We start from the raw sequence: 26,007 nt of genomic DNA, 5'->3' as shown, positions 1-26,007 counted from the left end.
TCGAGCAGATTCGAATATAACAAAAACTTCCATGCGCGGTGCTTTTGGCATTTACCTTCAGCGCGAGTAGAGAGAGTTTTAAATGCACGACAAGTGCGCTATTTATCTCGATGCAGGGAAGTGATCTTGCCGTTACTCAAACTATAAATCCAACTATGCAGTTTAACCTCTTGGCCGCGTGCCATAGCATCTTGAAAGACACTGGTACGACGCACGTTTTCGGCCTGCTGGAGCACGTTCAATTCACATAAGCGAGCAAGCTTTTCAGCTTTTGGCAAAGGCGCAAGGGTCTCATGATGCTCACTGGCAATATCTTTGATATGCAGTAACCAGTTGTCGATTAGCCCTAATTTATCACCCTTTAGGGCCGCTTCGACGCCGCCACAACCATAGTGTCCACAGACAATCACGTGCTTTACTTTGAGCACATCTATGGCGTACTGCAGCACCGATAGGCAGTTAAAATCGGTGTGGATCACCATGTTAGCCACATTCCGATGCACAAAAATATCACCAGGCATCAAATCTACGATTTGATTAGCCGGTACCCTCGAGTCAGAGCACCCAATCCATAAATACACAGGAGATTGCTGCGTCGACAGCTTTGAAAAAAACTCGGGGTCTTGGGCTTGGGTGGCTTCTGCCCAACGAATATTATTATCGAGCAGCTTTTTTATTTCGGGCATATGAGCTTATCACTAAGGTGAACCAACGCGGCAATCGCAGTGGTTTTGTCGGTATATATTTTTGAATGTAGCAATAAGCAAAACGCCCGGCAAGTGCCGAGCGCTTTTATATCAATGTTTTTATAGATTTATCCAAAAAGCGCTGCACTATTTACGTATGTGCCCATCACCATAAACAATAAACTTCTCTGTGGTGAGCTGCTGTGCGCCCATAGGCCCATAGGCATGTAGCTTACTGGTCGAAATGCCTATCTCAGCGCCTAAACCAAGCTGCCCGCCGTCAGAAAAGCGTGAAGAGGCGTTAAGCATAATCACCGAAGAGTTTACCTCGCGTAAGAAGCGCTGAGAATTCCCCAAGTGTTCTGTCACAATCACTTCAGTATGACCACTACCGTAGTGCTGAATATGCTCAAGGGCTTGCTCAAAGTCATCGACGATACTCACCGCAATTTCTAGGGCTAAATACTCAGCATGCCAATCTTCCTCTGTGGCAAGTATTGCTTCGGACCGTTTAAAATGCGGTAAACTCGCGGCACATGCATGCACTTTCACGGCTTTATCGCTAAACAGCGCGTCAATAAGCGGTAAGGCCCGTTCAGCGATGTCTTTATGGATGACTAAGGTTTCTAATGCGTTACATACTCCGGTGCGCTGAGTTTTACCGTTTTCCAATATAGGTAGGGCTTTACCTAAATCGGCATGGGCATCAATAAACAAATGACAGACACCCTTAAAATGCTGGATCACCGGAATTTTACTGTTCTCAGACACATAGCGAATTAACCCTTCACCGCCTCTCGGGATTATCAGATCAATACTGTCGCTTAAGGTCAGCATCTGTGCCATCACCTCACGGTCAGGTACAGGAATGACGGTCACAATACCCGTAGGCAAATCAGCCTGCTCAAGGGCGTCATGCAGCACTTGAGCAAGGGCTTTATTAGAATGCTGGGCTTCTTTGCCACCGCGTAAAATAACAGCGTTACCCGCTTTTAGACACAGCGCCGCTGCATCAATGGTCACATTTGGACGCGACTCATAAATCATCGCGATCACGCCAAGCGGGATGCGCATTTTACCAACTTGAATACCACTTGGTAGGGGCTTGATGTTGGCAATGCTGCCTAGCACTTCGTCCTGCCCGGCAATTTCAAGTACCGCATTGGCAATCCCGCGCACACCAACCTCGTCTAAAACAAGGCGTTCAATCATCGATGGACTGATATTAGACTTCTGCGCGGCTTGTACGTCGAGTTGATTCGCTTTGATGATGTCAGCCGTCGCCTTCACAAGTAAATCCGCGATGGATACCAACAGCTGTTTTCTATCGCCTTGCGATAAGTTGGCGATAGCGTTTTTGGCTGCCTTAGCTTCAGCGGCAGCTTGCTTGATGTCAAATGTCATAATAAAGTCTCGTCTTTCTCCTTTTACGCTCAGTGGGCCTTACTTGCGATGGGTTTGATCAATACAAAATCGTCTCTATGAAGCACTTCAGCGCTATCGCTATATCCTAAAATGTCTTGGATTTGGGCGCTCTTTACCCCTTTAATTTGTTGTATTTCAGCAGATGAATATGCAGCAAGCCCTTTACCAATGACTTTCCCTTCATGGGTCACAAGTACCGCATCGTTTGCAACAAATTTACCTACCACTTGCGTGATCCCTGCAGATAACAAAGAGGCACCCCTTTCAGTGACCGCCAAGTAGGCACCATGGTCAATTACTAACTCCCCTTTTGGATTAGAAGTATGCTTTATCCAGTCTTGACGGGCCGTGCTGTCTTCGTCTTTTGCTAAAAACAAGGTGCCGGGGCAATTGCCCGAGACTAGTTTAGTGAATGTCTCGGTTTTTGTGCCATTGACCAGTAGTGTTTGAATACCCGATTGTGCGCATTTTTGCGCGGCTTGGAGTTTGGTGATCATACCCCCGGTGCCCACCGAAGAGCCGGCACCACCGGCTAATCGCACAATGTTGTCGTCAATAGTATCCACGCTTGAAAGCAGTTTTGCCGACGGATCCAGTCTAGGGTTACCGGTGTACAATCCGTCTACATCAGTACAAATAATAAGGCAATCAGCCTGCACTGCGATAGCGGTATGCGCGGCCAAGTTGTCGTTGTCACCCACTTTTGATTGGTCAATTGCCACAGTGTCGTTTTCATTGACAATGGGCAACACGTTATGGTCTAGGAGTTGCTCAATCGTATTTTTGATATTAACAAAGCGTCTGCGATCGTTTAAATCTTCGACCGTCAGTAACAGCTGTGCGCAAGTAAAATCGAATAGACTCGACCATGTCGCCATCATTTTTGTTTGACCGATAGCCGCCATCGCCGCTTTTTTGCCGGGGCTGACTTTTTGACCGGTACGGATTTCACCGCGGGCCGCAGCCACGCTTCCTGAGGACACCAAAACGATGTCTTTGCCTTGTCGACGACATTCAGTAATGAAATGTGCAATGTTACTTAAAAATTTGTCGCTAGTTCCAGTGCCGTCAGGTGAAACCAGAGCACTGCCTATTTTGATTACGGCGGTTTGCCAATTAAAAGCGGTCATGACCAGTAATGTCGTTGAATAATGTGTATAGGGTAAGGAAATAGCATGTTTTCTCAATAGCGCATATTATTATTTAGTGCTTATAGCGGTTTTTTTTATACTTTTTGGTTCTTTTCCACCAAAAGCGACTAAATTGTCACATTTCATTAACATAGCTGATCTTTTTAAAGAATATAGTTACACTTACAATCCTATAAATCAGGCGAATATTGAATGTCTAAAGGTTCCAGAGTCAAAGCCCAAAAACAGGCGCAAACAGCTGCAGAGCAACAAGCAGAGTCAGCAAAATTGGCACAAGAAAGCGATAAGCAAGCAAGTGCCCCTAAATACACTGCATTTACCAATCCCAAAAATATAAATTGGGTACTGTTATCCGGAGCAATGGCGCTTACCGTCGTGGTATTGATGTTTATGCCTCAGCAACTAGGCGATGGCATCACATCCGTGTATAGCATAATGCTGTGGATGGGAATGTTTAGCGCAACAGTATTTCGGTATGTCGGAAAAAACGGCTGGATCGGATTTTTTGTGGGTAGCTTTATTGGCATGTTGCTGAATATTTTTGCCCCGCTGATCAAAACCCTGTTTTAGCGGTATTAATACATTGAATACGGTTAATACCAAAAAGGCCTGCACATGAACAGCCAAGAACATGCTAACACCTCAAAAATGGGCCTGTGGATGTTTATCATCGGTTTTTTACTTGCCTTTGCTTTGTTAGTGGCGTTTTTTTCAGGCATGCTCGACAAGCAATACAACCCTAATCAAAACCCGCTTTCGGTGTCTACGCCTGCTGGCATTCAGGTTGCACTCAAACAAAATGTTATGGGTCATTATGTTACCGCCGGCGAAATTAACGGCCAACGGGTCACATTCTTATTAGATACTGGTGCGACCAATGTTTCTATTGGCGCTCGCTTAGGACAAGAGCTCGGCTTAATACCTGGACGCCGCTATACGGCGCTCACTGCAAATGGCAGCGTGACCGTAGCGCAAACCAGCATACAAGAATTGAAAATTGGCGAAATCACCCTTTACAACGTCGATGCCAATCTTAACCCGGGCATGGACTCTGATAAAATTTTACTCGGCATGAGCGCCTTAAAACAGCTGGAATGGACCCAGCGCGGCGATGTGTTAACCCTGAAAACATTTTAGGGTCTACCGCTTAAGGCTCTGCGAAAGCTGATACGCACAAATGCTGACTGCGCTTGCTAGATTGAGCGAATCGATAATAGCGCTACCCTCAATCGTAAACGCATCTGCCCTGCATTTAGCTAAGGCTTCACGGGGCACACCGCGAGCTTCATTACCAAAAAGGTAACACTCGTACTCTGCGAAACTAGCCGATTCAATACTAAGCCCCTGCATATCCAAATAAGCAAATTTAGTAAAACGCGCTTGTAAATCATCGAGCGCAAGCCCCTGCTCAATCGGTACATGAAAAATAGCCCCCATACTGGCGCGCACCACCTTAGCATTAAATGGATCAACGCTATTTGAGCTCAACAACAGACGAAAATTACCAAACCATGCAAGGCTTCTTAAGATTGTGCCTAAGTTGCCAGGATCTTGCACTTCATGTAAATACACACAACGCTGCTTTTCAGGCGCTCCAACAGAATTGTCAACGGCATAGCTTAAAGGTACACATGCAATGATCCCCTGAGGAGATTTGGTGTCACTGAGTTGTCCCATCTGCTTAGCGCTGAGCACAACCGTGTTAAGCGGCACTTCTAAGCTCTTCGCCCACTGCTGATGAGTTTCGGTTATGAATAAGGTGATGTTTACTAGTTGTTTTGAAAGTGACTGACTTGCTTTTAGGAGCTCAAGTACAAGATGCTCACCCTCTACTAAATAATAGCCAAATTGTTCGCGGTATTTTTTTTGATGCAGCTTTTTGACATCGTCAAATTTCATATGCACTTACCTGTGGATATATGCGCTTGAGCTCCGAATAGCAAAAGTATACCACCCTGCTTAGCTGAAGTCCGTCAGCGAAACATTCTTAGGGCTTCAGTCCTGCGATAAATTTCAAAATCGTTTCGTGTTCGGATTTGTCGTAGTAATTGGTATGCGCGTTTTGATAGTCTGGATGCTGATAAAGCTTGGGCAACGCTTGGTTAACCTTTTTGATGTAGGCCGACGAATCTGGGTGCTTATTGCACATCATATGTCCCCGAGTCACGCTATCCACATTTGCTATCTCATAACGACGGTAGACGGCATCTGGATTATTCTTAACATATTCAGCCACCTCAGCTGGAAACATTAAGGCATAATCAGCCCGATGATTGAAAAACATACTCGATAACCGATTGTGAGGGTTGGCTCCCGTCCACTCAATCTTTACCTCAGATGGCAATTTAGCGAGCTGTCTATCAATTAAACTGCCATATGAATATGAAGGCATGACCAAAAGAGTCGCATCTGAATTGGCCGTAAAAACAGTACTTAGCGATTCTATCGCGCCATTCTCATCAACAATCCCTTTACTCAAGGGCGCCATGGCTGCTTGTTGATATAGTTTATAGTGCAATAAAAAATACACCATTTCAGAAAATTCATATTTTTGGGCTCGCTCGTCATTTTTGAAACGATACAGGCTACACGCCGCATATTCTGTTTGTTCAAGTATTCTATTTTGCCGATTCAAAGGCACGAGCTCGAGCTTGCTGGGGAGTCCTATCTCTTTGAATAATAAGCCATATACCGTTGAAATAGTTCCGTACCCTGGGCCTTCGGTCGAATTTACAATAAACTGCGGGCTATCGCTCATTAACATGACTTCTGCAGACACAACTGTGGTGAAAAGTGCTGAAACAAATAAGCTCAGGCCTAAACTATAGCTGCGAATTGATTTGCTGATAAAGTCTCCTTACATGCTTATGTATCAATATAAAGATGGCACACTACGCTTGATTGTACAAATTTAGTACAGTATTAAGCAGAGCTGCTATTGTTGCACGCTGGCCCATACTTCATTCTCGATAAGTAAAAACAACATGCACCTACCTTTTTTGGTTGTTGCACAGCCGCGCGCTTTTACCTGCGCATATCAAAAGTATCGGCCAAAAGTACTAATAAGCTAATTTATTTATCGGCCAACTGATATGCGATTTGCAAATCTAGCCCGTCGGCTTACAATACTCATCGTTATCGCGCGGGGGTTGCAAATCATATATGGCACGAACAAAAACCAGCAAAAAATGGATGGATGAACACGTCAATGATCCGTATGTAAAACAGGCTAAAATTGACGGATATCGGTCTCGCGCTAGCTACAAAATCATTGAAATCAACGACAAAGACAAGCTCTTTCGCACGGGCAGTATTGTAATGGATTTAGGCGCCGCTCCCGGTGGATGGTCACAAGTCGTTGCGCCGCTGATAGGCAACAGCGGGCACCTTATTGCATCTGATATCTTGCCTATGGACGGCATCGGCGGCGCTACTTTTATTCAGGGTGACTTTACTGACGAAGCTGTTTACGAGCAAATTGTAGCGGCGCTGAATAATGAAAAAGTTGATGTGGTGATGTCGGATATGGCGCCAAATATAAGCGGGGTAAATACCACCGATCAATACTCGTCTATTTACCTTGTAGAGTTAGCCCTAGATATGGCTCGAAATGTCCTAAAGCCAGGCGGCAGTTTTTGTGCAAAAGTATTCCAAGGCGTCGGTTACGAAGAATATGTAAAAGACGTACGGCGCTCATTTGATAAAGTAGTAGTGCGCAAACCAGCAGCTTCCCGGCCTCGCTCGCGAGAAGTGTATATTGTAGGAAAGGGTTTTAAAGCTTAAGCGCTATTTTTCAAGCAAGGGCAATTTATCAGGAACACCGTTCCATTTATCCGCGTCTTGCGGCGCAGCTTTGAGCTCAGTAATGTTCGGCCACTGCTGACAAAGCTCAGCGTTTAATTCTAAAAACGGTATCTGGTCGTCTGGCAATTCAGTATCTTGATAAATTGCATCAGCCGGACACTCAGGCACGCAAAGTGCGCAATCAATACAAATGACTGGGTCGATTGCTAAAAAGTTAGGTCCCTCAAAAAATGCATCAACTGGGCACACCAGCACGCAGTCTGTGTACTTGCATTTAATACAGTTATCGGTAACAACAAAGGTCATGATGCACGAATGGCCTCAAATTTAATCAGCGTCAATTCTAAAGTAGCATAATTAAAAAACAAGTGTCTTTCGCTTTATCTATTCAAGATTTGAGGATTTGTGCAAGCAAGGCCTTCAGCATAAATAAAGAAACAAACTATCTATGTAAAACGAAGTGTTTTACCATTCCGGTGTTTACAACAATGCGCTCTGACAGAAAGGCTGTCCGGCGATATAAAGAGTAAGTTATTTATGCTGCGTTTGACTGATATTAAACTCCCTCTGGATCATGATGAACATGCCCTAGAGCTTGCCATACTCGATAAACTTAACATCGGCAAGGACGAGCTAGTCTCTTTTAATATGTTTAAACGAGGTTACGATGCACGTAACAATTCAAATATACAGCTGATTTACACACTCGATGTTGAATTAGTCAATCAAGCACTGCAAGAGCGTCTCCTGCATCAATTTTCTGTTGATCCCCATGTGCGCATCACCCCAGATATGACCTACAAGTTTGTTACCCGAGCACCCGAAAAGCTTATACACAGACCCGTGGTAGTTGGGCTAGGACCGTGTGGCTTATTTGCCGCTTTGATCCTCGCACAAATGGGCTTTAAACCAATTATTATTGAGCGAGGTAAAGAAGTACGTCAGCGTACCAAAGATACCTTCGGGTTTTGGCGCAACCAGCCGCTTAATCCAGAATCCAATGTTCAGTTTGGGGAAGGCGGCGCAGGCACCTTTTCAGACGGCAAATTATATAGCCAAGTAAAAGATCGCAAACACTACGGTCGCAAAGTACTGCATGAATTTGTTGCCGCCGGCGCCCCTGAAGAAATCATGTATGTAAGTAAACCTCATATCGGCACCTTTAAACTCGTCAATATGGTCGAAAGAATGCGTAAGACCATTATCGACTTAGGCGGTGAATTTCGTTTTAGCACCCGCGTCGAAAAACTTGATTTGGTGCCTGCAAATACTGGCTTCAAAATACAAGGGTTGCATTTATCCGATGGTGGCTACTTAGCGTGTGAACGCGTCATTTTGGCCGTTGGTCATAGCGCAAGAGATACTTTTCAAGCTCTATACGAGCAAGGTGTGCACATTGAGGCAAAACCGTTTTCGATTGGTTTTAGAATCGAACATGAACAAAGCATGATTGATGCAAGCCGCTTTGGCGACAATGCTGGTAACGCTATTTTAGGTGCAGCAGACTACAAGCTTGTGCATCACTGTAAAAATGGCCGAACGGTTTATAGCTTTTGCATGTGCCCGGGTGGTACTGTGGTCGCCGCTGCATCTGAGCCGGGTAGAGTGGTCACCAACGGCATGAGTCAATATTCCAGACATGAGCGCAACGCCAATAGTGCCATAGTGGTCGGCATTACCCCAGAGCAAGATTATCCGGGCAACCCTTTAGCTGGCATTGAATTGCAACGCCGCCTAGAAACTCTAGCCTATCAGGTTGGCGGTGAAAATTACCATGCCCCTGCGCAGCTTATCGGTGACTTTTTAGCAGGAGATGCCAGCGATGGCTTGGGCGAGGTAAAGCCCTCTTATACTCCCGGCATAACTCTAACCGACTTAAGTAAAGTTGTCCCAGATTACGTGACCGATGCCATTCGCGAGGCCATCCCCGCATTTGAACGGCAGATAAAAGGGTTCGCGAAAGCCGATGGCTTATTGACCGGGGTTGAAACTCGCACCTCCTCGCCAATTTGTATTACGCGCGCAGCAGACTATCAAAGCGTGAATGTTCAAGGTTTATACCCTGCTGGCGAAGGAGCTGGATACGCCGGCGGGATATGGTCTGCCGGAATAGACGGCATAAGAGTTGCCGAAGCAGTCGCATTGGCGATCGCACCGGCTAAAGAATGAGGCCATTAAAATTACGCTAGTGCTTGTATCAGCGCTTAAGATTAATCCAATCAGGTCGATTTAACACAGTACAAGTAATAAACACGAGCAAGCACATGTTGACTAGGCAAGGCTTTTTAATGGGTTTACTAAGCGTGTTCCTTAGCGCATTCATCTGTCTACCCTTTGACAGCAGTGCCGATACTTTGCACGATACCGAAGCACTCTCAGCAGGACTCACCGACTTGGTCCACGAACTAAACAAACGCACACCTTTAAGAGTAGATGCCGATACCCGCTTAGATTCTGTCGCTACCTTCAGCAATTACATGATTTACAACAACACCATGACCGACTTGAGCGCCGATGACGTCAACGCGGCGCTGGTGGCTCAATACTTTGATGAAAATATGATTCAGCACCTTTGCTCTTTAGATACCTTCCAACCTTTTATTGAACTAGAATTGGTGATGGTTTATCGGTATACCGATAAACACGGCAAATTTATTACCGAATTGAGCAAAGACCTATCTGGCTGTAAATAGTCGCTGTCACTAATCAATCCGTCTTGTGTGCTATCTTGTATTGATATGCATCACCCTAACCGAAGACGCTTGGTAATATAAAACTCATGTCTGATAAGCCAAACAAACTCATGCCCGATAAAAACGTCAGCAAAGTACCCAGCTCTCGTTTGGCTCGCATGGGCAAACTCGGTAGCTTAGCAGGCAGCATCGCGGCTCATGCTTTGAGCAATACCGCTGGGCAATTGCTAAAGGCCAAGCGGCCCAGTTTACAAAGTACGCTGTTAACTACAAGCAATGCCTCATCGTTAGCAAAGAGTCTGAGCGAAATGCGCGGTGCGGCGATGAAAGTCGGACAAATGCTGTCAATGGATGCTGGAGAGTTTCTACCCGCAGAATGGGAGCCTATTCTGGCAACCCTTCGTCAAGGGGCCGATGCTATGCCAAAAACCCAACTGTTAGAAACGCTGCAAAAGAATTGGGGCGCTAATTGGGCCAATCATTTTAAGTACTTTAGCTTTGAACCGGTTGCCTCTGCTTCCATTGGTCAAGTGCATAAAGCTCAGTTAAAAAATGGCGATTGGCTGGCGGTGAAGGTCCAATATCCGGGCGTGGCAGCCAGCATCGACAGCGATGTAAGCAATATTGGCCGACTGATTAAGATGACTGGGATGCTACCAAAGGGTTTTGATATTCAGGGGATCTTAGATCAAGCTAAATTGCAGTTGCAAAGTGAAGCCAACTATCTTCAGGAGGCGCAATATTTACGTCAGTTCAAGCAGCATCTTCAGGGCTTTGAACATTTTGTTGTGCCTGATGTGTATAACGAACTCAGCAATCAAGAAATCTTATGCATGTCTTTTATCGATGGAGCGCCGATTGAATCGGTCATCCAACAAAGTGAGCATGAAAAAAGCACGATCATGTCGCAGCTGTTTGCGTTATTGCTAAGCGAACTCTTTGTATTTTCTTTGGTGCAAAGCGACCCAAATTTTGCAAATTACCTCTACTTACCTGACACTAAACAAATTGCGCTATTAGATTTTGGTGCCTGCCGGCAAATCCCTGTGGCTATCCAGACGCACTATCAACTGGTCGCAACATCCATGCTTAATCAAAATCGAGAGGGTATCGAAACGGGCATGCGTGGGTTAAAGCTTATCCACCACTCTATGCCCGAAGATGTAAGAGAGGCTATTTTAAATGGATGCTTAATAGCTAGTGAATGCTTACAAACTAAAAACTATAATATTAAACAATCGGCACTGATCCAACGCTTATACGACGCAACCAAAATACTGATGCAGCATAGAAAAGCGATTGAACCACCCGACTTTGATGTTGCTTTAGTCAATCGAAAAGTCAGTGGCATGGTCTTATTAGCCAACAAAATGCAGTGTAGTATAGACTTGCAAGGACTAGTTAAAAACACCTTAGATTTAGAATGAAAAGGGAAAACATGCAAAACTTACTCGAAAATGCCGTTGCAGTGGGCATTAGTTTACTGCCTTTTTTAGTGCTCCTAATTACCCTGATATTGGTTTTATTTGTTTTGCATAAAGCACTGCTCGGTAACAAGAGCTTGAGTCTATCGCAAAAATTTCCACGACAGTTGATATTACTGTTGGTCTACATCGTCAGCATGGTCTTGTTGGTGGTGTCGCTGCCCATTGACTCGAGTATTCGCAATCAAGTCTTAGCGCTTATTGGTGTGTTGCTCTCTGGTGTGATCGCTTTTTCATCTACCAGTATTGTGTCGAATGTGATGGCCGGCATTGTGATGCGCATTACCCAGCCATTCCGCACTGGCGATTTCGTAAGAGTCAGCACACATTTTGGTCGGGTTACCCAAAAAGGATTGTTTGACACTGAAATGCAAACCGAGCAACGGGATTTGATCCACCTTACTAACAGCTATTTGCTCTCTCAACCCATTGAAGTTGTGCGCTCGTCAGGCACGGTTATCTCGGTTAATTTATCATTAGGTTACGATCTGCATCATAGCCGAATAGAAAAACTGCTAATCAAGGCGGCTGAAAAAGTAGAATTAAACGAACCTTTTGTACAAATTATAGCGCTTGGCGATTTTAGCATCAGCTATCGCGTATCTGGCTTACTCACCGAAGTAAAAAGCATGATAACTGCGCGCTCTAAACTCATGGCCAGCGTGCTAGATACCCTGCACGATGACAACATCGAGATTGTCTCGCCTAGCTATATGAATCAGCGACGCTTAGATGATTTACCAGCCGTCATCGCCAAAGGAACAACAAAAGCTCCAGCCCCTGACGAAAGCAATCCAGAAGACATGATTTTTGATAAGGCCGAAGAAGCTGAAGGTCGTGAAAAACAAGTTGAAACATTACAAGAGCAAGTCGCCTCGCTGCAATCGCAAGTAAAAGAAGCCAGCGCCGACGAAAAAACAAAATTACAAAAGACATTAGAATCAAAACAACTGAAATTAGCTGCGCTACATAAAGCCGAAGATAAAAAGAAATAGTATGAAACACTGGTTATTTAAAACAGAGCCTGACGATTTTAGCATTCAAGACTTAGAGAGTCGTCCAGACAAACGCGAACCATGGAACGGGGTCCGAAACTATCAAGCGCGTAATTTTTTAAGAGACGACATTAAGGTTGGCGATCTTGTGTTTATTTACCACTCTAGCTGCAAACACGTCGGGATTGCTGGTTTAGCCATTGTACATAAAGTTGGGCTTGCAGATCCCCTTCAGTTTGACCCATCTAGTCGCTACTTTGACGCCAAGGCTAGTCCAGAAAATCCGCGGTGGTATATGGTTGAAATAGAGCATTTAGAGACCTTCCAACGAGTATTGCCGCTGGCGGAGATCAAAACGATGCCCAACATCACTGACATCGGCTTGATCAAAAAAGCACAGCGACTGTCAGTGATGCCAGTGCAGCCATCTGAATTCACAGCATTGCTAAATAAAGCACGAGCATAGTCCAAAACTCGCCGTATTTTGGGCTTGCGCTTTGCTCCCCTAATAGGGTTGCTGCATAGAAAATGGCATTGCCATAGAAGCTTCTGGTTTATTTGGGTTACCAATCATTTCATCATATGGAGAGTCATGCACCATAACCGCTTCTACTACGGTGCAAAACTCGAAGGTGTCGCGTATTTGTTGGGAATTATTAAAGCGCATCGGGCGGTCGTTGGCGTCATATACAAAGCCCTCTGCGGTATCCGTGTATAATTTAACTAAGTAAACATTCATTTCAAACGATTGTACTTCAAGCTTAGCAATATTAATGGGCGACTTTTTTATTTCGGTGATAGGAAATTTATGCATATGCGAGTACTCTTTAGCTACGGTGATTCTCTCGGTTATCTAGAAATGCTTACGACCATACGATTGTTTAGTTCATGTTCGACTCTGCAAAAACCTCTGCTGAGAGTAAAAGCCGTATAAAAACAAAGGAATTATTTGTGTTTTACGGAGTCAATAACATATACATTATATTGTTAGTCAGTAGACTAAACATAATTTTAAGCCGCGGTGGAGAATAGAATGAGCGAAGATAAAAACCAAGTGCAACAAATGAAGCCCTACATCATTGTCGCCGGTATTTTATTTGTGCTGTTAGTTGTATTAATGCTTTGGCCAAGTGGCGACAAGCCAAACGATACCAGCCCAGAAACCGTCCTAAATGCAGAGCCTGAGAATGCGGTTTTATCTGAAGCAAAGATAGATGAGGAGCCGATGGAAACAGCTCTTTTCGAGCCGCCAAAAATGCCTTCAGAGGTGGTTATCGGTGATGAAAACGCAGCGGTGAACGTGCTTGAACCGATTATTGAAGAGCTTGAACAAGTTTCATTAGACGTCAGTGATGCCGCTGTCAAAGCTGCCATTATTGAGGCGATACGCTCTCCCGCTATCAGCCGATTTTTAGTGAGTGAGTCGCTTTTGCAAAAGTTTGTGATTAATGCAAATAATTTGGCCAATCAGGAAATTACCCTTAAAGATAATTTACTAGTCGCCCCAGATCGAGAATTTAGCATATATCAGCAGGCTGACAAAATCTGGATTGACCGCGCTAGTTTCCAGCGATATACGCCTTATGTGGACGCTATCGAATCGGTAGACACCGATGCATTATTGAGTGCCTACGAATCTTATAAGCCGAGCCTTACCGAAAAATTTGCCGAAATTTCAAGACCGGGCGATGACTTAGACCAAACTTTGATCAGAGCCATTGACGAATTGCTTAATACCCCTTTAGTACCGGTGCCCATCGAAGTGATATCCGAAACGGTGATGTATAAATTTGCAGATCCTAAGCTTGAGGGCTTATCTGGCCCACAAAAACAAATGGTGCGAATGGGTCCAGACAATATGAGACGCTTAAAAATAGTCCTGCGCGAAGTGAAGGCAGAGCTGGAATCTCGTCAGTAGTGGATATAAAGGCACTGCAACAACAAATATCTGAAGGCTCTGAACAACAGGCTATGCCGCCTGTAGATAAATGGAACCCTGAGTTTTGCGGAGATATGAATTTAGTTATTAAGCGCAATGGTCAGTGGTGGCATGAGGGAACGCCATTTACCCGAGCGCCCTTGATCAAACTGCTTGCCAGCGTGATTAAAAAAGAAGGCGATAGCTACTTTTTAGTCACGCCGGTAGAAAAAATTGGCATCACGGTAGAAGATGTGCCTTTTGTCGTTATCGATGACCAAATAATAGATGGCATTATTAAAGTTACCACAAGCTGCGGCGACCAAGTCCGCATTGGTGAAGAGCACCCCGTAGAAATCAGAATGTTTGCTGGGAACCCCGTCCCTTACTGCCATATTCGCCGCAATTTATGGGCACGAGTGCATCAAAATGTACTGTACCGCTGGGTGGAAAGCGCCGGACAAGTCGAACACAAGGGCAAACAATCGCTTTGCTTAACAAGCGGTAACTACTCATTCAGCATCGGCTCATTCTGATATTTTTGAGCACGAAACCTTTGATCTAATCCAAATATTATCCTAATGTTAGTGCACTACTAGACAACGATAATAATAATGAAAACAATCCAATCTTTTTCTAAAGGCTTACTAGTTGCCAGCATTGCCCTGACAATGAGCCACTCCGCTTTATGTGCAACCTATATCTATGCTAGCAATGTGATCACCGCCGAAGACAGCAAGATGGTCAAAAATAAAACCATTGTGGTTGATGAAGGCCTTATCAAAGATATTCTTGATGGTAAAAACCAAGGCGGCGAAGGCGACACCTTTGTGGACTTGAGCGATTACACCATCATGCCCGGCTTCATGGACATGCACACCCACATTACCTATCAAAATGAAGGCACAGCTGGCTACTTAAAGCGATTTAGCGACAACGAAGCAGACCTTGCCATTGCTGGGGTAAATTACGCACAAAGAACCCTGATGGCAGGTTTTACGACTATTCGTAACTTAGGTGACCGCTATAATGAAACCGTTGCCTTAAGAAAAGCCATCGATGGCGGTATCGTCAGTGGTCCGCGAATTTTTACCTCGGGTAAATCTATTGCCACCACGGGAGGTCATGCCGACCCAACGAATGGCATGCGCAGAGACTTGATGGGCAGCCCCACCCCTGCAGACGGCGTTGTTAACGGCGTTGCGAAAGCCCGTGAAGCGGTGCGTCAGCGTTATAAAGACGGTGCTGATTTGATTAAAATTACAGCCACAGGTGGTGTACTGTCGGTAGCGAAAAGCGGCCAAAACCCTCAGTTTATGGCCGATGAACTCGATGCCATTGTGCAAACTGCCAAAGATTACGAGATGACTGTGGCTGTTCACGCTCATGGTAAAGAAGGCATGAAGCGAGCCATTATTGCAGGGGTCGACTCGATTGAACACGGCACCTATATGGACGACGAAATTTTTAAGTTAATGCGTAAAAACGAAGTGTATTACGTGCCAACTATCTCAGCAGGTAACTTTGTTGCTGAAAAAGCAAAAATTGATGGTTACTTTCCTGCCATTGTTCGCCCAAAAGCTGCGGCGATTGGCCCTTTACTCCAACAGACTTTCGGCAGGGCTTACGAGAACGGCGTTATGATTGCTTTTGGCACAGATGCAGGCGTTTCTCCACATGGCGACAATGCCCTTGAGTTTGAATTAATGGTCAGTGCAGGTATGTCAGAAATGGACGCCATTCGCTCAGCCACCTACAACACCTCAAAATTACTTAAAATTGACGACAAACTCGGCACCATTAGTGTTAACAAACTGGCTGACTTGGTCGCGGTGAAAGGCAATCCACTAGAAGATATTCGGATATTACAAAGCGTTGATTTTGTTATGAAAGACGGCCTGATATATAAGCATTCACAGTAATGAGCATTGGCACACGCTGCGTGCGCTGCTCGCAGCCTTGTGCCTTTTAACAGAGCGTTAATCATCGCCATTAGGATCGTGATAGCTTGAGTATCAAAGACCGTATCAAGAAAATGATTCACTCAAAAAATATGCTACCCAGTATTGCGCTGGCGTCCTTTCTTGAGTCAACAATCGTGCCTATCCCTCTTGAAACACTGCTGGTGCCATTGATGCAGGCAAGGCGTGAAAAGCTTTGGATGATTGCGGCTGTAACCACCATCGGGTGTATACTTGGAGCGCTGGTCGGGTATTACATTGGGTATTTTTTGTTTGATTTACTGCGTGAACCGATCATGACCTACCTAACAAGCGAGCAGCAGTTTGCGTCGTTTCAAGCGCAGATGAAAGATCACGGCTTTTGGTTTGTATTTAGCACCGGCGTAACGCCAATCCCATTGCAAATAGCAATGCTGGTTGCGGGCTTTACCAGTTACTCGTTATTTTTATACATGTTGGCGGTTACGTGCAGTCGGATTCTGCGCTACTTTGGCCTAGCAGCATTGGTCTATTTATTTGGAAATCGAACCGAAAAAATTATTAAGCGGTATAAATGGCAAACGGTAATATGCGTGTTTTTAGTACTCATCGCGTTTGTTGCATACAAAATTATGGCATCCTAAGCACTATCGGACCCATAAAATAATCACTCTTATTACAAGGACACAACCATGAAACGACTCTTAGCACTTAGCATTGCATGCTGTTTTGTATTTGCACCCGCACACGCAAATGTTGAAGAAAAGTTGAAAGCTGCTATGTCATCTGACATACGCACGCAGGCTGAAGTAGAGCGCGATCGCAATCGAAAGCCCATAGAAACCCTGACATTTTTCGGTCTTGAAGATGATATGACCGTCATTGAACTTATACCCGGCGGTGGATGGTACACCAAACTACTGGTGCCCGTTCTAGCTGAAAAAGGCACATACTATGGCGCTATCGGCACCGGCAGAATTGAAACAGCACTTTCAGGCGCGCCAGGTTTCGAGCGTATGAATGTGATTGCAAAAGATGCCAAACTTTCTCGGCCAGAAGGCTCGCGCTTTTATTCCCTAGAAATGACTAGCCTTGGCATTACCGACGCCGATATGGTGGTCACTTTTAGAAACTATCATAACTTTGGTGACCAAGGTCGCGCGGCAATGAATGACGCCGCATTCGAAGCACTTAAGCCCGGCGGGATTTACGCAGTAGTCGATCATACCGCTAGGCATATGGAGCCAATGAATGACAGCAATCGTCGACGTTTTGACCCGGTTAAGGCGATTAAAGAAATTCAAGATGCGGGCTTTGTATTCGTCGACTTTGCAGATTTGCATTATAAAGAAGACGACGAGTTAGAGTATGAAGTAGGAGCTCGTTCAGTCACGGGCAACACCGACCGTTGGACTTTAAAGTTTATGAAGCCTACAGAATAAAAAACTTAGCTTCGTTGTAAAATAAGCTAAGCAATCAAGCGCGAACTTAGATTCGTGCTTTTTTTTGCCTCAAAATTGGCGCTAGGAGTGCTGTTGCTAGGCTAAAGACCTTTGCGGAGCATATAGCGATAGGGAAGCGACTCGGTCTCCTGTGCAAGTAAGGTATGGTGCATAAATCGGCAAAAACTAGGAATGTCTCGCGTCGTGGAGTGATCATCCGCGATTATACATAGCGTTTCACCCTCTTGCATTTTGCGCACCTGCAAACGAATCATCATAACCGGCTCTGGGCATCTCAGTCCGAGGGCGTCTAGTTGATGATCTGCTGAATCAAAATCAGCGCTGTATTGGCTCACCATTGCTTACGAAGCAATACCATATTGTTCACGGTATTTATCAATCGATACAATCGCGGCCGAACTGTCTTGATAGGCGCGTAAATATTCAACCACATCATTTAGTGTCACAATCGAAAATACTTTGGTACTGAAATCTCGCTCAACTTCTTGCACAGCAGAGAGCTCGCCTGTCCCTTTTTCTTGACGGTCGAGTGCAATTAATACCCCAGCAAGCGTGGCCTTATGCTGTGAGATGATTTCCATGGACTCACGAATAGCGGTACCTGCCGTAATAACATCGTCTACTAGCATGATATTGCCTTCAAGAGGGCTGCCGACTAGGTTACCTCCTTCACCGTGAGTTTTCGCTTCTTTGCGATTAAAGCAAAAGGGGACGTCTTCACCAAATGAGTTTGAGAGCGCTATTGCCGTTGCTGAAGCAATAGTAATGCCTTTGTAAGCAGGTCCAAACAAGACATCATATTCGACTCCCTCCGACTGCAAGGCAGAGGCATAAAAACGCCCAAGCTTGGCTAGGTCGCGGCCAGTGTTGAATAAACCCGCATTAAAAAAATACGGGCTAATGCGGCCCGATTTAAGCGTAAATTCGCCAAACCTAAGGACCTTGCGCTGAATCGCAAATTCAAGAAATTCACGTTTATAATCTTGCATCTTGTTGCTCTCTGATAAATTTGGCAAACGGTGTTAATTCATCTAACAATAAACAGGTGCCACACAAGCGAGAAATCCACTCGCCTGTGCGGCAGTATTCACTAACTCAAAGCGACGCGCTGAATTTCAAACAGCTCTTTAATGCCCACTCTGGCAAGCTCGAGCATTTCGTTCATTTCGTCAAAGCTAAAGGGCTCTTCTTCCGCGGTCCCTTGCACTTCAATAAGCTTGCCTGTATCGGTCATAACGACATTCATGTCAGTTTCGGCGGCGGCATCTTCTAAGTATTCTAAATCAGCGATAGGCGTGCCTTTATAAACACCTACCGATATTGCGCCAATCATATGCTTTAGTGGATTGGTTTTTAAAATGCCTTTTTTACGCATCCATGTAAGTGCATCGACTAACGCAACACATGCACCGGTAATAGACGCTGTGCGCGTGCCGCCATCGGCTTGAATAACATCGCAATCGACTGTGATGGTGTTCTCGCCTAACATTTTTAAGTCTACCGCCGCTCGCAATGAACGAGCAATCAAGCGCTGAATCTCAAGGGTACGTCCGCCTTGTTTACCACGCGCGGCTTCACGATCTGAGCGAGTATGCGTAGCGCGGGGCAACATGCTGTATTCAGCAGTGATCCAGCCTTTGCCCTGACCTTTCATAAAGCGCGGAACGCCTTCTTGCACGCTGGCATTACACAGCACTTTTGTATTGCCAAACTCGATCAGAACCGATCCTTCCGCGTGGCATGTGAATGAACGGGTGATGGTAACCGGGCGAATTTGACTGGCCGTGCGATTGCTTGGACGCATGTATAAAGGCTCCTTGGTGCCGTAGATAAATTATTTTAAGAGGAAATGCAGATGCGGCAGAGTATACCGCATCTGGTCTTGGCGTGGAATGTGTAGACCTAAAACTATTTTAAGTGCTGATTTAAAAACTTAGTAACCGCTTCAAAGTAAGCAATGGTTGAGGCTTCTTCAAAGAACCCATGGCCAGCGCGCTCAGTATAAAACCACACATAAGGCTTGTTGTGTCTGTCTAGCTCGACTTTTAGGGCTTCCGCATGTGAAATAGGGACTCTTTGATCTTCACCACCGTGAGCTAAAAAGATTGGAGCTTTTAGCTTAGCGACGTGATTGACCGGTGACTGCGCTTTAAGTACTGCGGTATCAGTGCCTAGCTGCTCGGTCAAATAGGCTTTTCCGTACAGTAAATACTGCTGGATATCGCCTTCTTCAAACATAAGCTCAAGGTCGTAAACCCCCACATTTGCTACCACACACTTAAATAAATCGGGAGCAATCGTTGCCGACATCACTGCTGAATAGCCTCCGTAACTCGCACCCATGATGCACAGCTTATCTTTGTCGATACCACCAGAGTTAACCACAAACTGGGTCGCTTCGATGATGTCTTGCTGCATGCGTGTGCCCCATTGTTGGCGAGACATTCTTCTAAAGTCGCTGCCGTAGCCATCTGATCCCCGGAAGTTAACGCGCAGGACCGCATAGCCTTGTGAGGCTAGCAACTGTACTTCACGGTCAAACTCCCAATAATCACGAGCTATAGGACCACCATGCACTAAAGTGACCATAGGCACATTTTGAGTTTCAGGAATGTGCGCTGGGAACGTAATGTAACCGGGGATATCCACACCATCAGAGGCTTTAAAACTAAACGGAAAAGACTGCGACAATTGATTTGAAGGAATATCACTTAAATTGGCGAATAGCAGCCTGAGTTTTTTTGTTTTTGCCTCGTACAAAAAGTATTGACCAGGCACAATTTCATTTGTTGCGTAAACGGTGTAGAGCTTTTTAGCATCATCAGCGCTAGTCAAAGTAATTTCATAGCCTTTAAACATTTCAACTAGCTCGGCAAATACTTTTGACTCGGGTGAATCAGAATCCAGTAAATGATAGCTTGGATAGCCATTGTCTAGCTGAACTGCAATAGGAGTTACGCCATCACTGGCAAGAATCACCCTTGAAATATCAACATTTGGATCGTTAAAAATAGCGGTCCGCTCACCGCTTTTCATATCTAAGCGGTAAAGCGTTTCGGTATTTGAATCAATAGTATCGTAGTACAAAATACTATCACCCGTTTCTGGTACGCCTGCCACATTGAAATTGCTGCCAAAATCTTGATCAGACACGTCTACAAACTGGTCATCTTTATATTGATAAATACGGCGCTTAAAGTTTTTATCCAAACCTACAGCAAATTGAAGGTTACCATCGTTGCTCGCCACCACATAACTAGCATCGGTCGGGGTACCGGCTATTACCGAGCTTAAATCGCCGGTATATACATTCAATCTATGCACTGTTTTTTGGCGACGACCATCGGCTGACTGCGGCTGAGATGTGATCAGTATATAATCTTCTTCATTGGGTAATAAGTTGATTACCTCCGCCCATCCGCGCACTGACTCTTTGGTTCTTAGTTTTGTTCCAACTGATTGTTCGCCCCCACGATAACCGTAAATAATATCACCGCGTTTACCATCGTAATTGATCGCAAACAACTCACCGTAAAATGCTGGATTTTCAGCCCATGGATTATGCTCAAGCACCTGCATGACCAAACGTTCATTATTCGCCCAGTCAAAACTGCCCACCTGCTGCTTAGAGCCAAAGTTTACACCACCCACAGATTTCATGGTCTTGGCGTTGACTACTGCAAGCTGGCGCTTGCCATCCTTCACAATGGCAAAGGCTAGGTGCTTACCATCGGGGCTGATTTTTGCATTCAAGAATTCTCGGTCAGCGCCGAGCTGCGCCGGTGTAGGCAGCGCATGGGCGCTGTTTAGTAATGACAAGCCTACAATTAGCAGGCTATATATAAAAATAATGCTACGAGTGATTTGCATACTGCTTCCTTTTTACTAGTCGTTTATCCATACGAAATGCCCGAAAAAGGAACATATCAAAAAAAAATTATTTTGCCTATTACCCTAATTACATTAATTTGCAATAAGGGCATAAAAACATGACATCAATACCAATAGTCACTAGAATTAGACACGTTTTATAAGAATTTAAAGGGAATAATGATGATTTACAGCATGACAGGATTTGCTCGCGTTCAGACCAAGGCCGATTGGGGAACCGCGGTATGGGAGATCCGGTCGGTTAATCAGCGTTATCTCGAAACCCACTATCGCCTGCCTGAACAATTTAGGTCGCTTGAACCGATGCTTCGCGAGCGCTTTCGTAAGCGTTTACAGCGCGGTAAAGTTGAATGCGCACTGCGCATTAGCTTTAATGAGGCTAATCAAGGCGCTCTGACCTTTCATCCGCAGCTTGCTAGTCAGCTCATAGAAGCTGCAAAGCAAGTACAAATCGCCGGCGCAGATGGCAGCATCAACCCCGCCGACATTTTACGCTGGCCCGGAGTCATGGCCACCCAAGAAGCCGACGTAGACCAAATGCAGCAAGTCATGATGACCGCCTTTGACGAAGCACTAACACAATTTTTGGCCGCCCGCGCCAGCGAAGGCGAGAGCATGGCGTCGTTAATTACACAACGCCTCGACGGCATCTTAGCTGAAGTTAACAAGGTAATTGAACAAATGCCCGCAGTGCTCGAATGGCAAAAAGACCGCATTCGCACCAAGTTTGCCGAAGCTCAAGTTGAGCTCGAAGACACCCGCGTAGAACAAGAAATGGTATTGCTTGCCCAAAAAACCGATGTGGCCGAAGAATTAGACCGCTTAAAATCGCACATTGTAGAAACCCAAAAAATCATGAAAAAAGGCGGAGCAATCGGCCGCAGACTTGACTTTATGATGCAAGAATTTAACCGCGAGGCGAACACTTTAGGCAGCAAGTCGATTAATAAGCATGTGACGCAATCGGCGGTTGAGATTAAGGTGTTGATTGAGCAGATGCGGGAGCAGATCCAGAATATAGAATAAAGGTAATTTAAGGTCAATTTATATTAAATTAGTTCTATATTTCAATATCATATAGAAACATCAAGATTAAGCTAAATTAAATAAAAGGTGACAGATTCAAACAAAAAGGGTGACAGAAAAGGTGACAGATTTACGATAAGTTGTATAATTAAGAATCTGTCACCCTCTTTGGAAAGATATGGACCCTAAGGATAAGCACAATCAGCTTTTAGCCCAAATCAAATCTGGTAAAACCAGTGATGCAATCATTAAAGCCTTGGTAAAGAACGGTGTTCAGAGCTTTACAAGTATCGAAAGAGGTCTGTATTTAAGAATAAGCATAGAAGGTAGCGGTTTTTTTGTATTTCAGTATCAAATTAACGGTAAGAAAAAACGAATGACACTAGGCAAGTACGGTAGGCGTCCAGACGGAATGCCTCTTACCGATGCTCGCACCGCAATGGCAGAAGCAAGAGCAATTGTTAATGGTGGCAAAGACCCACTTCAACAACGCAAACGCGCACAACTCAGTGATTTCAAAACAGTAGACGACCTCGCACAAGATTGGCTTAAAGAAATGGCCAAACACCTTAAATACCCAAGCATTCCCAACAGAATCTACACGCAGGAAATCAAACCCAAAATTGGCAACCTACCCATTGATGATGTCACTGGGCTTGATATAAGAGCAGTATTGGCATTTGTAAAACGCCGCAAAAAAGGTGACAGACCGACCATCGCCAACGATACACTTATTTACCTAAAGCAATTATTTGACCACGGTATTACCCTTGGCATTAACAATAACAACCCAGCCGCTGCCTTTAAAACCAAACATGCGGGTGGAGTGGAAAAGTCGAGAGATCGTGCGCCTAATGTTGACGAGTGGAGGATCATATTTCAAGTAATGCGCGAGCATCAGGTTCACTTTAGTCGAGAGAACTACTTAGCTGTAGCTATGCTACTAGTGCTTGGGGTGAGAAAAGGCGAATTAATATCACTGCGCTGGGACGAAATCGATTTTGATAAGAAGATTTGGTATTTGGGCAAAGAAAAGGCGAAGAACGACTATGACCTTGATATACCGTTACCGCCATTGGTTATTGAATGGCTAGAAGAGCTAAAAATGCGCGCGTATGCCTCTAAGTATGTCTTCCCATCTCGGCGTGCGAGCAAACGCAGAGGTTATATTAGCGACGATACGCTTAATCATGCGCTGACTAACCTGTTTGGTAAAAAAACTGGCAAAAGTGCAAGTAGCACTGGTAATGTGCTAGGTAAAGCTGGTGTTGAGTATTTCGTTGTACATGATATTCGACGGTCGACACGGACAATTATGTCGCAGAATAAAGTACGGCCTGAGGTGGCTGAAAAGGCGATTGGGCATGTTAAAAAAGGGGTAGAGGGGATTTATAACCGGGATGCTTTTTTTGAGGAGCGGGTGGAGGCGCATAGAATTATGGCGGAGTTGGTTGGGGCGATAGTTTAACGTATTTTGTTGGGTCAGAGGGACTCTTCTCCACTAACGCTAGAGCCCAAAGAGATCCGAGCTTAGCTGTTAGGTACTGATTGAATGTGGCAGAGTAAAATAAAAACAATATATCCTTTGCCAATCAAAATTATAATCAACTATTCTACTAAGGGAACAAATTTTGTTCCTTGGGTTGACTGGCTTCGACCGTCATTTGATACAAAGGCTCGTAACGAAGACTTTTCAATATCCCATTGCCTAAAATGGGAGTAAACCTCATTTTCAATAGACACAAGACCTTGTTTCTTCAATAAAAGCGAACCATTTTTGTATAAGTCAGAAGCCAAATTATGACAATGCTTGATCAACTTTGTTGAAAGATGTTCAGGCCCTCCTTTGTCACTAGCATAACTAATGGTTACGTTGGAAGGTAAATACATATCATTGTAAATTGGAATTTCTCTGTTATTAAATGCATCATGATTGCCGAGATCCGAATCTACGATGAGGGCTATTTTTCCTGGAAAGAAACTTTGGTGGGCTAAAATCATATTCAATATTGTGAACCAACCCAAGTTTTCTTGTTTTGCACTAACATTCCAGAATTCTAGAAGCGCGATGACTGCAACCATACACTGCGCCTCCCCATTCTCATTAATTTGTGGAATAACATGAAAAGCAGCTGTAATAGATACGTGTGACCCGGCTATAGAATTGGTGTTTGTATCTACCGCGATAAGGTGGTCATAAGCCAGTAATTGATGATTACTGTCAAACCAAGTCTGATCTGAAGGACTTATACTCTCATGAAGTATTTTGGGCGCTTTAGACTGTCGATACCGACTAAAACCCAACTTACTTTGTCCAATGAGAGGATGATTCTCACCTTTTTTGACACCCATGATTGTTTGCGTATTAAAATCCAAAGCAAGTCCATCGAATTCAAATAAATTTTGTGGGTCTATATTCAAGTTTATCGTTCTTGCTTTTTGTTTCACCAAACAAGCCTCCTCATGAGAACTGATACTTGCAAGCGCTAGTCAACCGTCGAGACTGTCCAAATACGCTTTAGTGGCAAATCAGCTTTAATTTCATCGTCCAGCTTTTCGTAATTTAAAAACAACTGCTCTAATAGGTCATGTTGAGTCCATAGCCTCACTCTGAAAAAACTTGATGCTAATTCCTTTTGAACATTACTCTTAAAGCCGCCCCAAGCCACAAACAATCCTTGAGGTGCGTTGAACTTAGTCATTGCTCCCATTAGCTTATCTACTGTAGGGCGATCAACCAATCCGTCTCCTGACTTAACCTCTACACAAATACGCTGATTGCCAAAACCCATCGGTCCATCACCGGCCAGAATATCAGCACCGCCATCTGCCCCCTCCGGGCTTTGCCAGCATGTGTAACCTTGCGCCGTCAAAATAGCAGTAACTAATCTGGTTAACCTATGGCCTTTAAATTTAGCTTCGATAAGTTTAATTATTTGATTGTGGCCTAATTCTTCAAGGTCTGATTCAGCCTCTTCGTCATTGGCATCCTCAACTTCTGATGTTTGGTTGGTCTGTTTGATAATCTGCTTTTGTGTTTCGACTTTCCAACCGTTGGCTTCCATTGCATTTATTCTCTCTTCTGCATTATTGCGTTTAATGCGGCAAATAGTCATAAACGCACCAAAGCTATACAGTAAGTCTTGTGAAAAATGAGACCGAGGAACGGGCTCGGGTTGCCATTCTACCGAACGCCAGTGAAAGAATGGATCTTCACCAGCGGGATCATAGTGGTAATCGGAGTTGATTTTACCCACGTAAATAACTGGCTGCACCTTGGACGGTAAGATAACGCGGTCACCAACTTGGATCCCATGTGCAAAAGGCCAAACTTGGCTAGCGTGATTCATTAGCTTTTTCGGTTTAGCATCTGGGTCATTGTTGCCCAAAGCCTCAATTAATTGGCTACGCTCAGTCATTTTGGCTAAGTTCTGGTTCAAACCATCCCAAGTGACATATACCCGATTTTCATTTAAAAACTTTTGTTCATGCTGGCCTTGTGAGCCTGCCCTAATTAACCAAACTGCCATG

General features: G+C 44.6%; 28 protein-coding genes. 15 read left to right on the top strand and 13 right to left on the bottom strand.

The annotated features are described in order from the left end of the window. Positions 1 to 98 precede the first annotated feature (98 nt). From can to proB, 3 genes are all read right to left on the bottom strand, one after another. The gene (can, locus tag AB9H30_RS08820; RefSeq protein ID WP_371194296.1) at positions 99 to 686 is read right to left on the bottom strand and encodes a carbonate dehydratase; all 588 of its coding nucleotides are present in this window, start codon (positions 684 to 686) and stop codon (positions 99 to 101) included. Positions 687 to 833: 147 nt separating this feature from the next. After that, positions 834 to 2,090 carry a glutamate-5-semialdehyde dehydrogenase gene (locus AB9H30_RS08815; protein WP_371194295.1) on the bottom strand — a complete coding sequence of 419 codons (1,257 nt, stop codon included), beginning with the start codon at positions 2,088 to 2,090 and terminating at the stop codon, positions 834 to 836. Between the two features lie 29 nt (positions 2,091 to 2,119). Next, positions 2,120 to 3,241 (bottom strand): glutamate 5-kinase, encoded by a 1,122-nt coding sequence (proB, locus tag AB9H30_RS08810; protein ID WP_371194294.1) that lies wholly within the window; start codon positions 3,239 to 3,241, stop codon positions 2,120 to 2,122. 213 nt (positions 3,242 to 3,454) lie between these two features. On the opposite strand from proB, the gene AB9H30_RS08805 reads away from it, so the two are divergent. Continuing rightward, entirely contained in the window at positions 3,455 to 3,832 is a 378-nt protein-coding gene (locus tag AB9H30_RS08805) for a hypothetical protein (RefSeq protein ID WP_371194293.1), read from the top strand. A 45-nt stretch (positions 3,833 to 3,877) separates the two neighbouring features. Further along, positions 3,878 to 4,399, top strand: a complete 522-nt coding sequence (locus AB9H30_RS08800; protein WP_371194292.1) for a TIGR02281 family clan AA aspartic protease — start codon at positions 3,878 to 3,880, stop codon at positions 4,397 to 4,399. 3 nt (positions 4,400 to 4,402) lie between these two features. On the opposite strand, the gene AB9H30_RS08795 is transcribed toward AB9H30_RS08800, so the two are convergent. Next, positions 4,403 to 5,161 carry a TrmH family RNA methyltransferase gene (locus AB9H30_RS08795; protein ID WP_371194291.1) on the bottom strand — a complete coding sequence of 253 codons (759 nt, stop codon included), beginning with the start codon at positions 5,159 to 5,161 and terminating at the stop codon, positions 4,403 to 4,405. An 88-nt stretch (positions 5,162 to 5,249) separates the two neighbouring features. Further along, positions 5,250 to 6,020 (bottom strand): hypothetical protein, encoded by a 771-nt coding sequence (locus AB9H30_RS08790; RefSeq protein ID WP_371194290.1) that lies wholly within the window; start codon positions 6,018 to 6,020, stop codon positions 5,250 to 5,252. Between the two features lie 404 nt (positions 6,021 to 6,424). Between AB9H30_RS08790 and rlmE the strand changes: the two genes are divergently transcribed. After that, the gene (rlmE, locus tag AB9H30_RS08785; RefSeq protein WP_371194289.1) at positions 6,425 to 7,045 is read left to right on the top strand and encodes a 23S rRNA (uridine(2552)-2'-O)-methyltransferase RlmE; all 621 of its coding nucleotides are present in this window, start codon (positions 6,425 to 6,427) and stop codon (positions 7,043 to 7,045) included. 3 nt (positions 7,046 to 7,048) lie between these two features. Here the strand turns inward: rlmE and fdxA are convergent, their stop codons facing one another. Continuing rightward, on the bottom strand, positions 7,049 to 7,372 hold the full coding sequence (fdxA, locus tag AB9H30_RS08780; protein WP_371194288.1) for a ferredoxin FdxA: 324 nt from the start codon (positions 7,370 to 7,372) through the stop codon (positions 7,049 to 7,051). A 231-nt stretch (positions 7,373 to 7,603) separates the two neighbouring features. Here fdxA and AB9H30_RS08775 point away from each other — a divergent pair, with 231 nt between their 5' ends. The 5 genes from AB9H30_RS08775 to AB9H30_RS08755 all read left to right on the top strand — a co-directional run bounded on the left by AB9H30_RS08775 (position 7,604) and on the right by AB9H30_RS08755 (position 12,704). Further along, entirely contained in the window at positions 7,604 to 9,235 is a 1,632-nt protein-coding gene (locus AB9H30_RS08775; protein ID WP_371194287.1) for an NAD(P)/FAD-dependent oxidoreductase, read from the top strand. A gap of 119 nt (positions 9,236 to 9,354) precedes the next feature. Then, entirely contained in the window at positions 9,355 to 9,759 is a 405-nt protein-coding gene (locus AB9H30_RS08770) for a hypothetical protein (protein ID WP_371194286.1), read from the top strand. Positions 9,760 to 9,845: 86 nt separating this feature from the next. Next, entirely contained in the window at positions 9,846 to 11,186 is a 1,341-nt protein-coding gene (locus tag AB9H30_RS08765) for an ABC1 kinase family protein (RefSeq protein WP_371194285.1), read from the top strand. An 11-nt stretch (positions 11,187 to 11,197) separates the two neighbouring features. Continuing rightward, entirely contained in the window at positions 11,198 to 12,238 is a 1,041-nt protein-coding gene (locus tag AB9H30_RS08760) for a mechanosensitive ion channel domain-containing protein (RefSeq protein WP_371194284.1), read from the top strand. A gap of 1 nt (position 12,239) precedes the next feature. After that, a complete protein-coding gene (locus AB9H30_RS08755) occupies positions 12,240 to 12,704 on the top strand; it encodes an EVE domain-containing protein (protein WP_371194283.1) in 465 nt (154 codons plus the stop codon). A 39-nt stretch (positions 12,705 to 12,743) separates the two neighbouring features. On the opposite strand, the gene AB9H30_RS08750 is transcribed toward AB9H30_RS08755, so the two are convergent. Beyond that, complete coding sequence (locus AB9H30_RS08750) at positions 12,744 to 13,052, bottom strand: DUF6482 family protein (RefSeq protein WP_371194282.1); 309 nt, start codon at positions 13,050 to 13,052, stop codon at positions 12,744 to 12,746. A gap of 219 nt (positions 13,053 to 13,271) precedes the next feature. Here AB9H30_RS08750 and AB9H30_RS08745 point away from each other — a divergent pair, with 219 nt between their 5' ends. From AB9H30_RS08745 to AB9H30_RS08725, 5 genes are all read left to right on the top strand, one after another. After that, positions 13,272 to 14,156 carry a DUF3014 domain-containing protein gene (locus tag AB9H30_RS08745; RefSeq protein WP_371194281.1) on the top strand — a complete coding sequence of 295 codons (885 nt, stop codon included), beginning with the start codon at positions 13,272 to 13,274 and terminating at the stop codon, positions 14,154 to 14,156. Then, a complete protein-coding gene (locus tag AB9H30_RS08740; RefSeq protein ID WP_371194280.1) occupies positions 14,156 to 14,692 on the top strand; it encodes a DUF1285 domain-containing protein in 537 nt (178 codons plus the stop codon). Before AB9H30_RS08745 ends, AB9H30_RS08740 begins: the two co-directional genes overlap by 1 nt. A 78-nt stretch (positions 14,693 to 14,770) precedes the next feature. After that, a complete protein-coding gene (locus tag AB9H30_RS08735; protein WP_371194279.1) occupies positions 14,771 to 16,078 on the top strand; it encodes an amidohydrolase family protein in 1,308 nt (435 codons plus the stop codon). A 113-nt stretch (positions 16,079 to 16,191) separates the two neighbouring features. Then, complete coding sequence (locus tag AB9H30_RS08730; RefSeq protein ID WP_371194454.1) at positions 16,192 to 16,740, top strand: YqaA family protein; 549 nt, start codon at positions 16,192 to 16,194, stop codon at positions 16,738 to 16,740. Positions 16,741 to 16,788: 48 nt separating this feature from the next. Beyond that, a complete protein-coding gene (locus tag AB9H30_RS08725) occupies positions 16,789 to 17,538 on the top strand; it encodes a class I SAM-dependent methyltransferase (protein WP_371194278.1) in 750 nt (249 codons plus the stop codon). 101 nt (positions 17,539 to 17,639) lie between these two features. Here AB9H30_RS08725 and tusA read toward each other — a convergent pair whose 3' ends face one another. The 4 genes from tusA to AB9H30_RS08705 all read right to left on the bottom strand — a co-directional run bounded on the left by tusA (position 17,640) and on the right by AB9H30_RS08705 (position 21,429). Beyond that, positions 17,640 to 17,897 (bottom strand): sulfurtransferase TusA, encoded by a 258-nt coding sequence (gene tusA, locus AB9H30_RS08720; protein WP_371194277.1) that lies wholly within the window; start codon positions 17,895 to 17,897, stop codon positions 17,640 to 17,642. Between the two features lie 3 nt (positions 17,898 to 17,900). Then, the gene (gene pyrE, locus AB9H30_RS08715) at positions 17,901 to 18,548 is read right to left on the bottom strand and encodes an orotate phosphoribosyltransferase (protein ID WP_371194276.1); all 648 of its coding nucleotides are present in this window, start codon (positions 18,546 to 18,548) and stop codon (positions 17,901 to 17,903) included. Positions 18,549 to 18,649: 101 nt separating this feature from the next. Then, positions 18,650 to 19,363 (bottom strand): ribonuclease PH, encoded by a 714-nt coding sequence (gene rph / locus AB9H30_RS08710; RefSeq protein WP_371194275.1) that lies wholly within the window; start codon positions 19,361 to 19,363, stop codon positions 18,650 to 18,652. 104 nt (positions 19,364 to 19,467) lie between these two features. After that, the gene (locus tag AB9H30_RS08705) at positions 19,468 to 21,429 is read right to left on the bottom strand and encodes an alpha/beta fold hydrolase (protein WP_371194274.1); all 1,962 of its coding nucleotides are present in this window, start codon (positions 21,427 to 21,429) and stop codon (positions 19,468 to 19,470) included. Between the two features lie 183 nt (positions 21,430 to 21,612). On the opposite strand from AB9H30_RS08705, the gene AB9H30_RS08700 reads away from it, so the two are divergent. Then, positions 21,613 to 22,476: a YicC/YloC family endoribonuclease gene (locus tag AB9H30_RS08700; protein WP_371194453.1), complete on the top strand. Its 864-nt coding sequence runs from the start codon at positions 21,613 to 21,615 to the stop codon at positions 22,474 to 22,476. A 178-nt stretch (positions 22,477 to 22,654) separates the two neighbouring features. Continuing rightward, positions 22,655 to 23,944: a tyrosine-type recombinase/integrase gene (locus AB9H30_RS08695; RefSeq protein WP_371194273.1), complete on the top strand. Its 1,290-nt coding sequence runs from the start codon at positions 22,655 to 22,657 to the stop codon at positions 23,942 to 23,944. Positions 23,945 to 24,084: 140 nt separating this feature from the next. Here AB9H30_RS08695 and AB9H30_RS08690 read toward each other — a convergent pair whose 3' ends face one another. Then, positions 24,085 to 24,924: a hypothetical protein gene (locus AB9H30_RS08690; RefSeq protein ID WP_371194272.1), complete on the bottom strand. Its 840-nt coding sequence runs from the start codon at positions 24,922 to 24,924 to the stop codon at positions 24,085 to 24,087. 38 nt (positions 24,925 to 24,962) lie between these two features. Next, the gene (locus AB9H30_RS08685; RefSeq protein ID WP_371194271.1) at positions 24,963 to 26,006 is read right to left on the bottom strand and encodes a restriction endonuclease; all 1,044 of its coding nucleotides are present in this window, start codon (positions 26,004 to 26,006) and stop codon (positions 24,963 to 24,965) included. Position 26,007 lies beyond the last annotated feature (1 nt).

It is taken from the genome of Glaciecola sp. SC05, from assembly GCF_041380235.1.
Classification (GTDB): Bacteria; Pseudomonadota; Gammaproteobacteria; order Enterobacterales; family Alteromonadaceae; genus Glaciecola.
This window is presented reverse-complemented; position numbering and strand designations above follow the sequence as displayed.

Coding starts and splice junctions, on each gene's coding strand:
- can (WP_371194296.1), bottom strand. CDS start 686: ATGCCCGAAATAAAAAAGCTGCTCGATAATAATATTCGTTGGGCAGAA.
- AB9H30_RS08815 (WP_371194295.1), bottom strand. CDS start 2,090: ATGACATTTGACATCAAGCAAGCTGCCGCTGAAGCTAAGGCAGCCAAA.
- proB (WP_371194294.1), bottom strand. CDS start 3,241: ATGACCGCTTTTAATTGGCAAACCGCCGTAATCAAAATAGGCAGTGCT.
- AB9H30_RS08805 (WP_371194293.1), top strand. CDS start 3,455: ATGTCTAAAGGTTCCAGAGTCAAAGCCCAAAAACAGGCGCAAACAGCT.
- AB9H30_RS08800 (WP_371194292.1), top strand. CDS start 3,878: ATGAACAGCCAAGAACATGCTAACACCTCAAAAATGGGCCTGTGGATG.
- AB9H30_RS08795 (WP_371194291.1), bottom strand. CDS start 5,161: ATGAAATTTGACGATGTCAAAAAGCTGCATCAAAAAAAATACCGCGAA.
- AB9H30_RS08790 (WP_371194290.1), bottom strand. CDS start 6,020: ATGAGCGATAGCCCGCAGTTTATTGTAAATTCGACCGAAGGCCCAGGG.
- rlmE (WP_371194289.1), top strand. CDS start 6,425: ATGGCACGAACAAAAACCAGCAAAAAATGGATGGATGAACACGTCAAT.
- fdxA (WP_371194288.1), bottom strand. CDS start 7,372: ATGACCTTTGTTGTTACCGATAACTGTATTAAATGCAAGTACACAGAC.
- AB9H30_RS08775 (WP_371194287.1), top strand. CDS start 7,604: ATGCTGCGTTTGACTGATATTAAACTCCCTCTGGATCATGATGAACAT.
- AB9H30_RS08770 (WP_371194286.1), top strand. CDS start 9,355: ATGGGTTTACTAAGCGTGTTCCTTAGCGCATTCATCTGTCTACCCTTT.
- AB9H30_RS08765 (WP_371194285.1), top strand. CDS start 9,846: ATGTCTGATAAGCCAAACAAACTCATGCCCGATAAAAACGTCAGCAAA.
- AB9H30_RS08760 (WP_371194284.1), top strand. CDS start 11,198: ATGCAAAACTTACTCGAAAATGCCGTTGCAGTGGGCATTAGTTTACTG.
- AB9H30_RS08755 (WP_371194283.1), top strand. CDS start 12,240: ATGAAACACTGGTTATTTAAAACAGAGCCTGACGATTTTAGCATTCAA.
- AB9H30_RS08750 (WP_371194282.1), bottom strand. CDS start 13,052: ATGCATAAATTTCCTATCACCGAAATAAAAAAGTCGCCCATTAATATT.
- AB9H30_RS08745 (WP_371194281.1), top strand. CDS start 13,272: ATGAGCGAAGATAAAAACCAAGTGCAACAAATGAAGCCCTACATCATT.
- AB9H30_RS08735 (WP_371194279.1), top strand. CDS start 14,771: ATGAAAACAATCCAATCTTTTTCTAAAGGCTTACTAGTTGCCAGCATT.
- AB9H30_RS08730 (WP_371194454.1), top strand. CDS start 16,192: ATGATTCACTCAAAAAATATGCTACCCAGTATTGCGCTGGCGTCCTTT.
- AB9H30_RS08725 (WP_371194278.1), top strand. CDS start 16,789: ATGAAACGACTCTTAGCACTTAGCATTGCATGCTGTTTTGTATTTGCA.
- tusA (WP_371194277.1), bottom strand. CDS start 17,897: ATGGTGAGCCAATACAGCGCTGATTTTGATTCAGCAGATCATCAACTA.
- pyrE (WP_371194276.1), bottom strand. CDS start 18,548: ATGCAAGATTATAAACGTGAATTTCTTGAATTTGCGATTCAGCGCAAG.
- rph (WP_371194275.1), bottom strand. CDS start 19,363: ATGCGTCCAAGCAATCGCACGGCCAGTCAAATTCGCCCGGTTACCATC.
- AB9H30_RS08705 (WP_371194274.1), bottom strand. CDS start 21,429: ATGCAAATCACTCGTAGCATTATTTTTATATATAGCCTGCTAATTGTA.
- AB9H30_RS08700 (WP_371194453.1), top strand. CDS start 21,613: ATGATTTACAGCATGACAGGATTTGCTCGCGTTCAGACCAAGGCCGAT.
- AB9H30_RS08695 (WP_371194273.1), top strand. CDS start 22,655: ATGGACCCTAAGGATAAGCACAATCAGCTTTTAGCCCAAATCAAATCT.
- AB9H30_RS08685 (WP_371194271.1), bottom strand. CDS start 26,006: ATGGCAGTTTGGTTAATTAGGGCAGGCTCACAAGGCCAGCATGAACAA.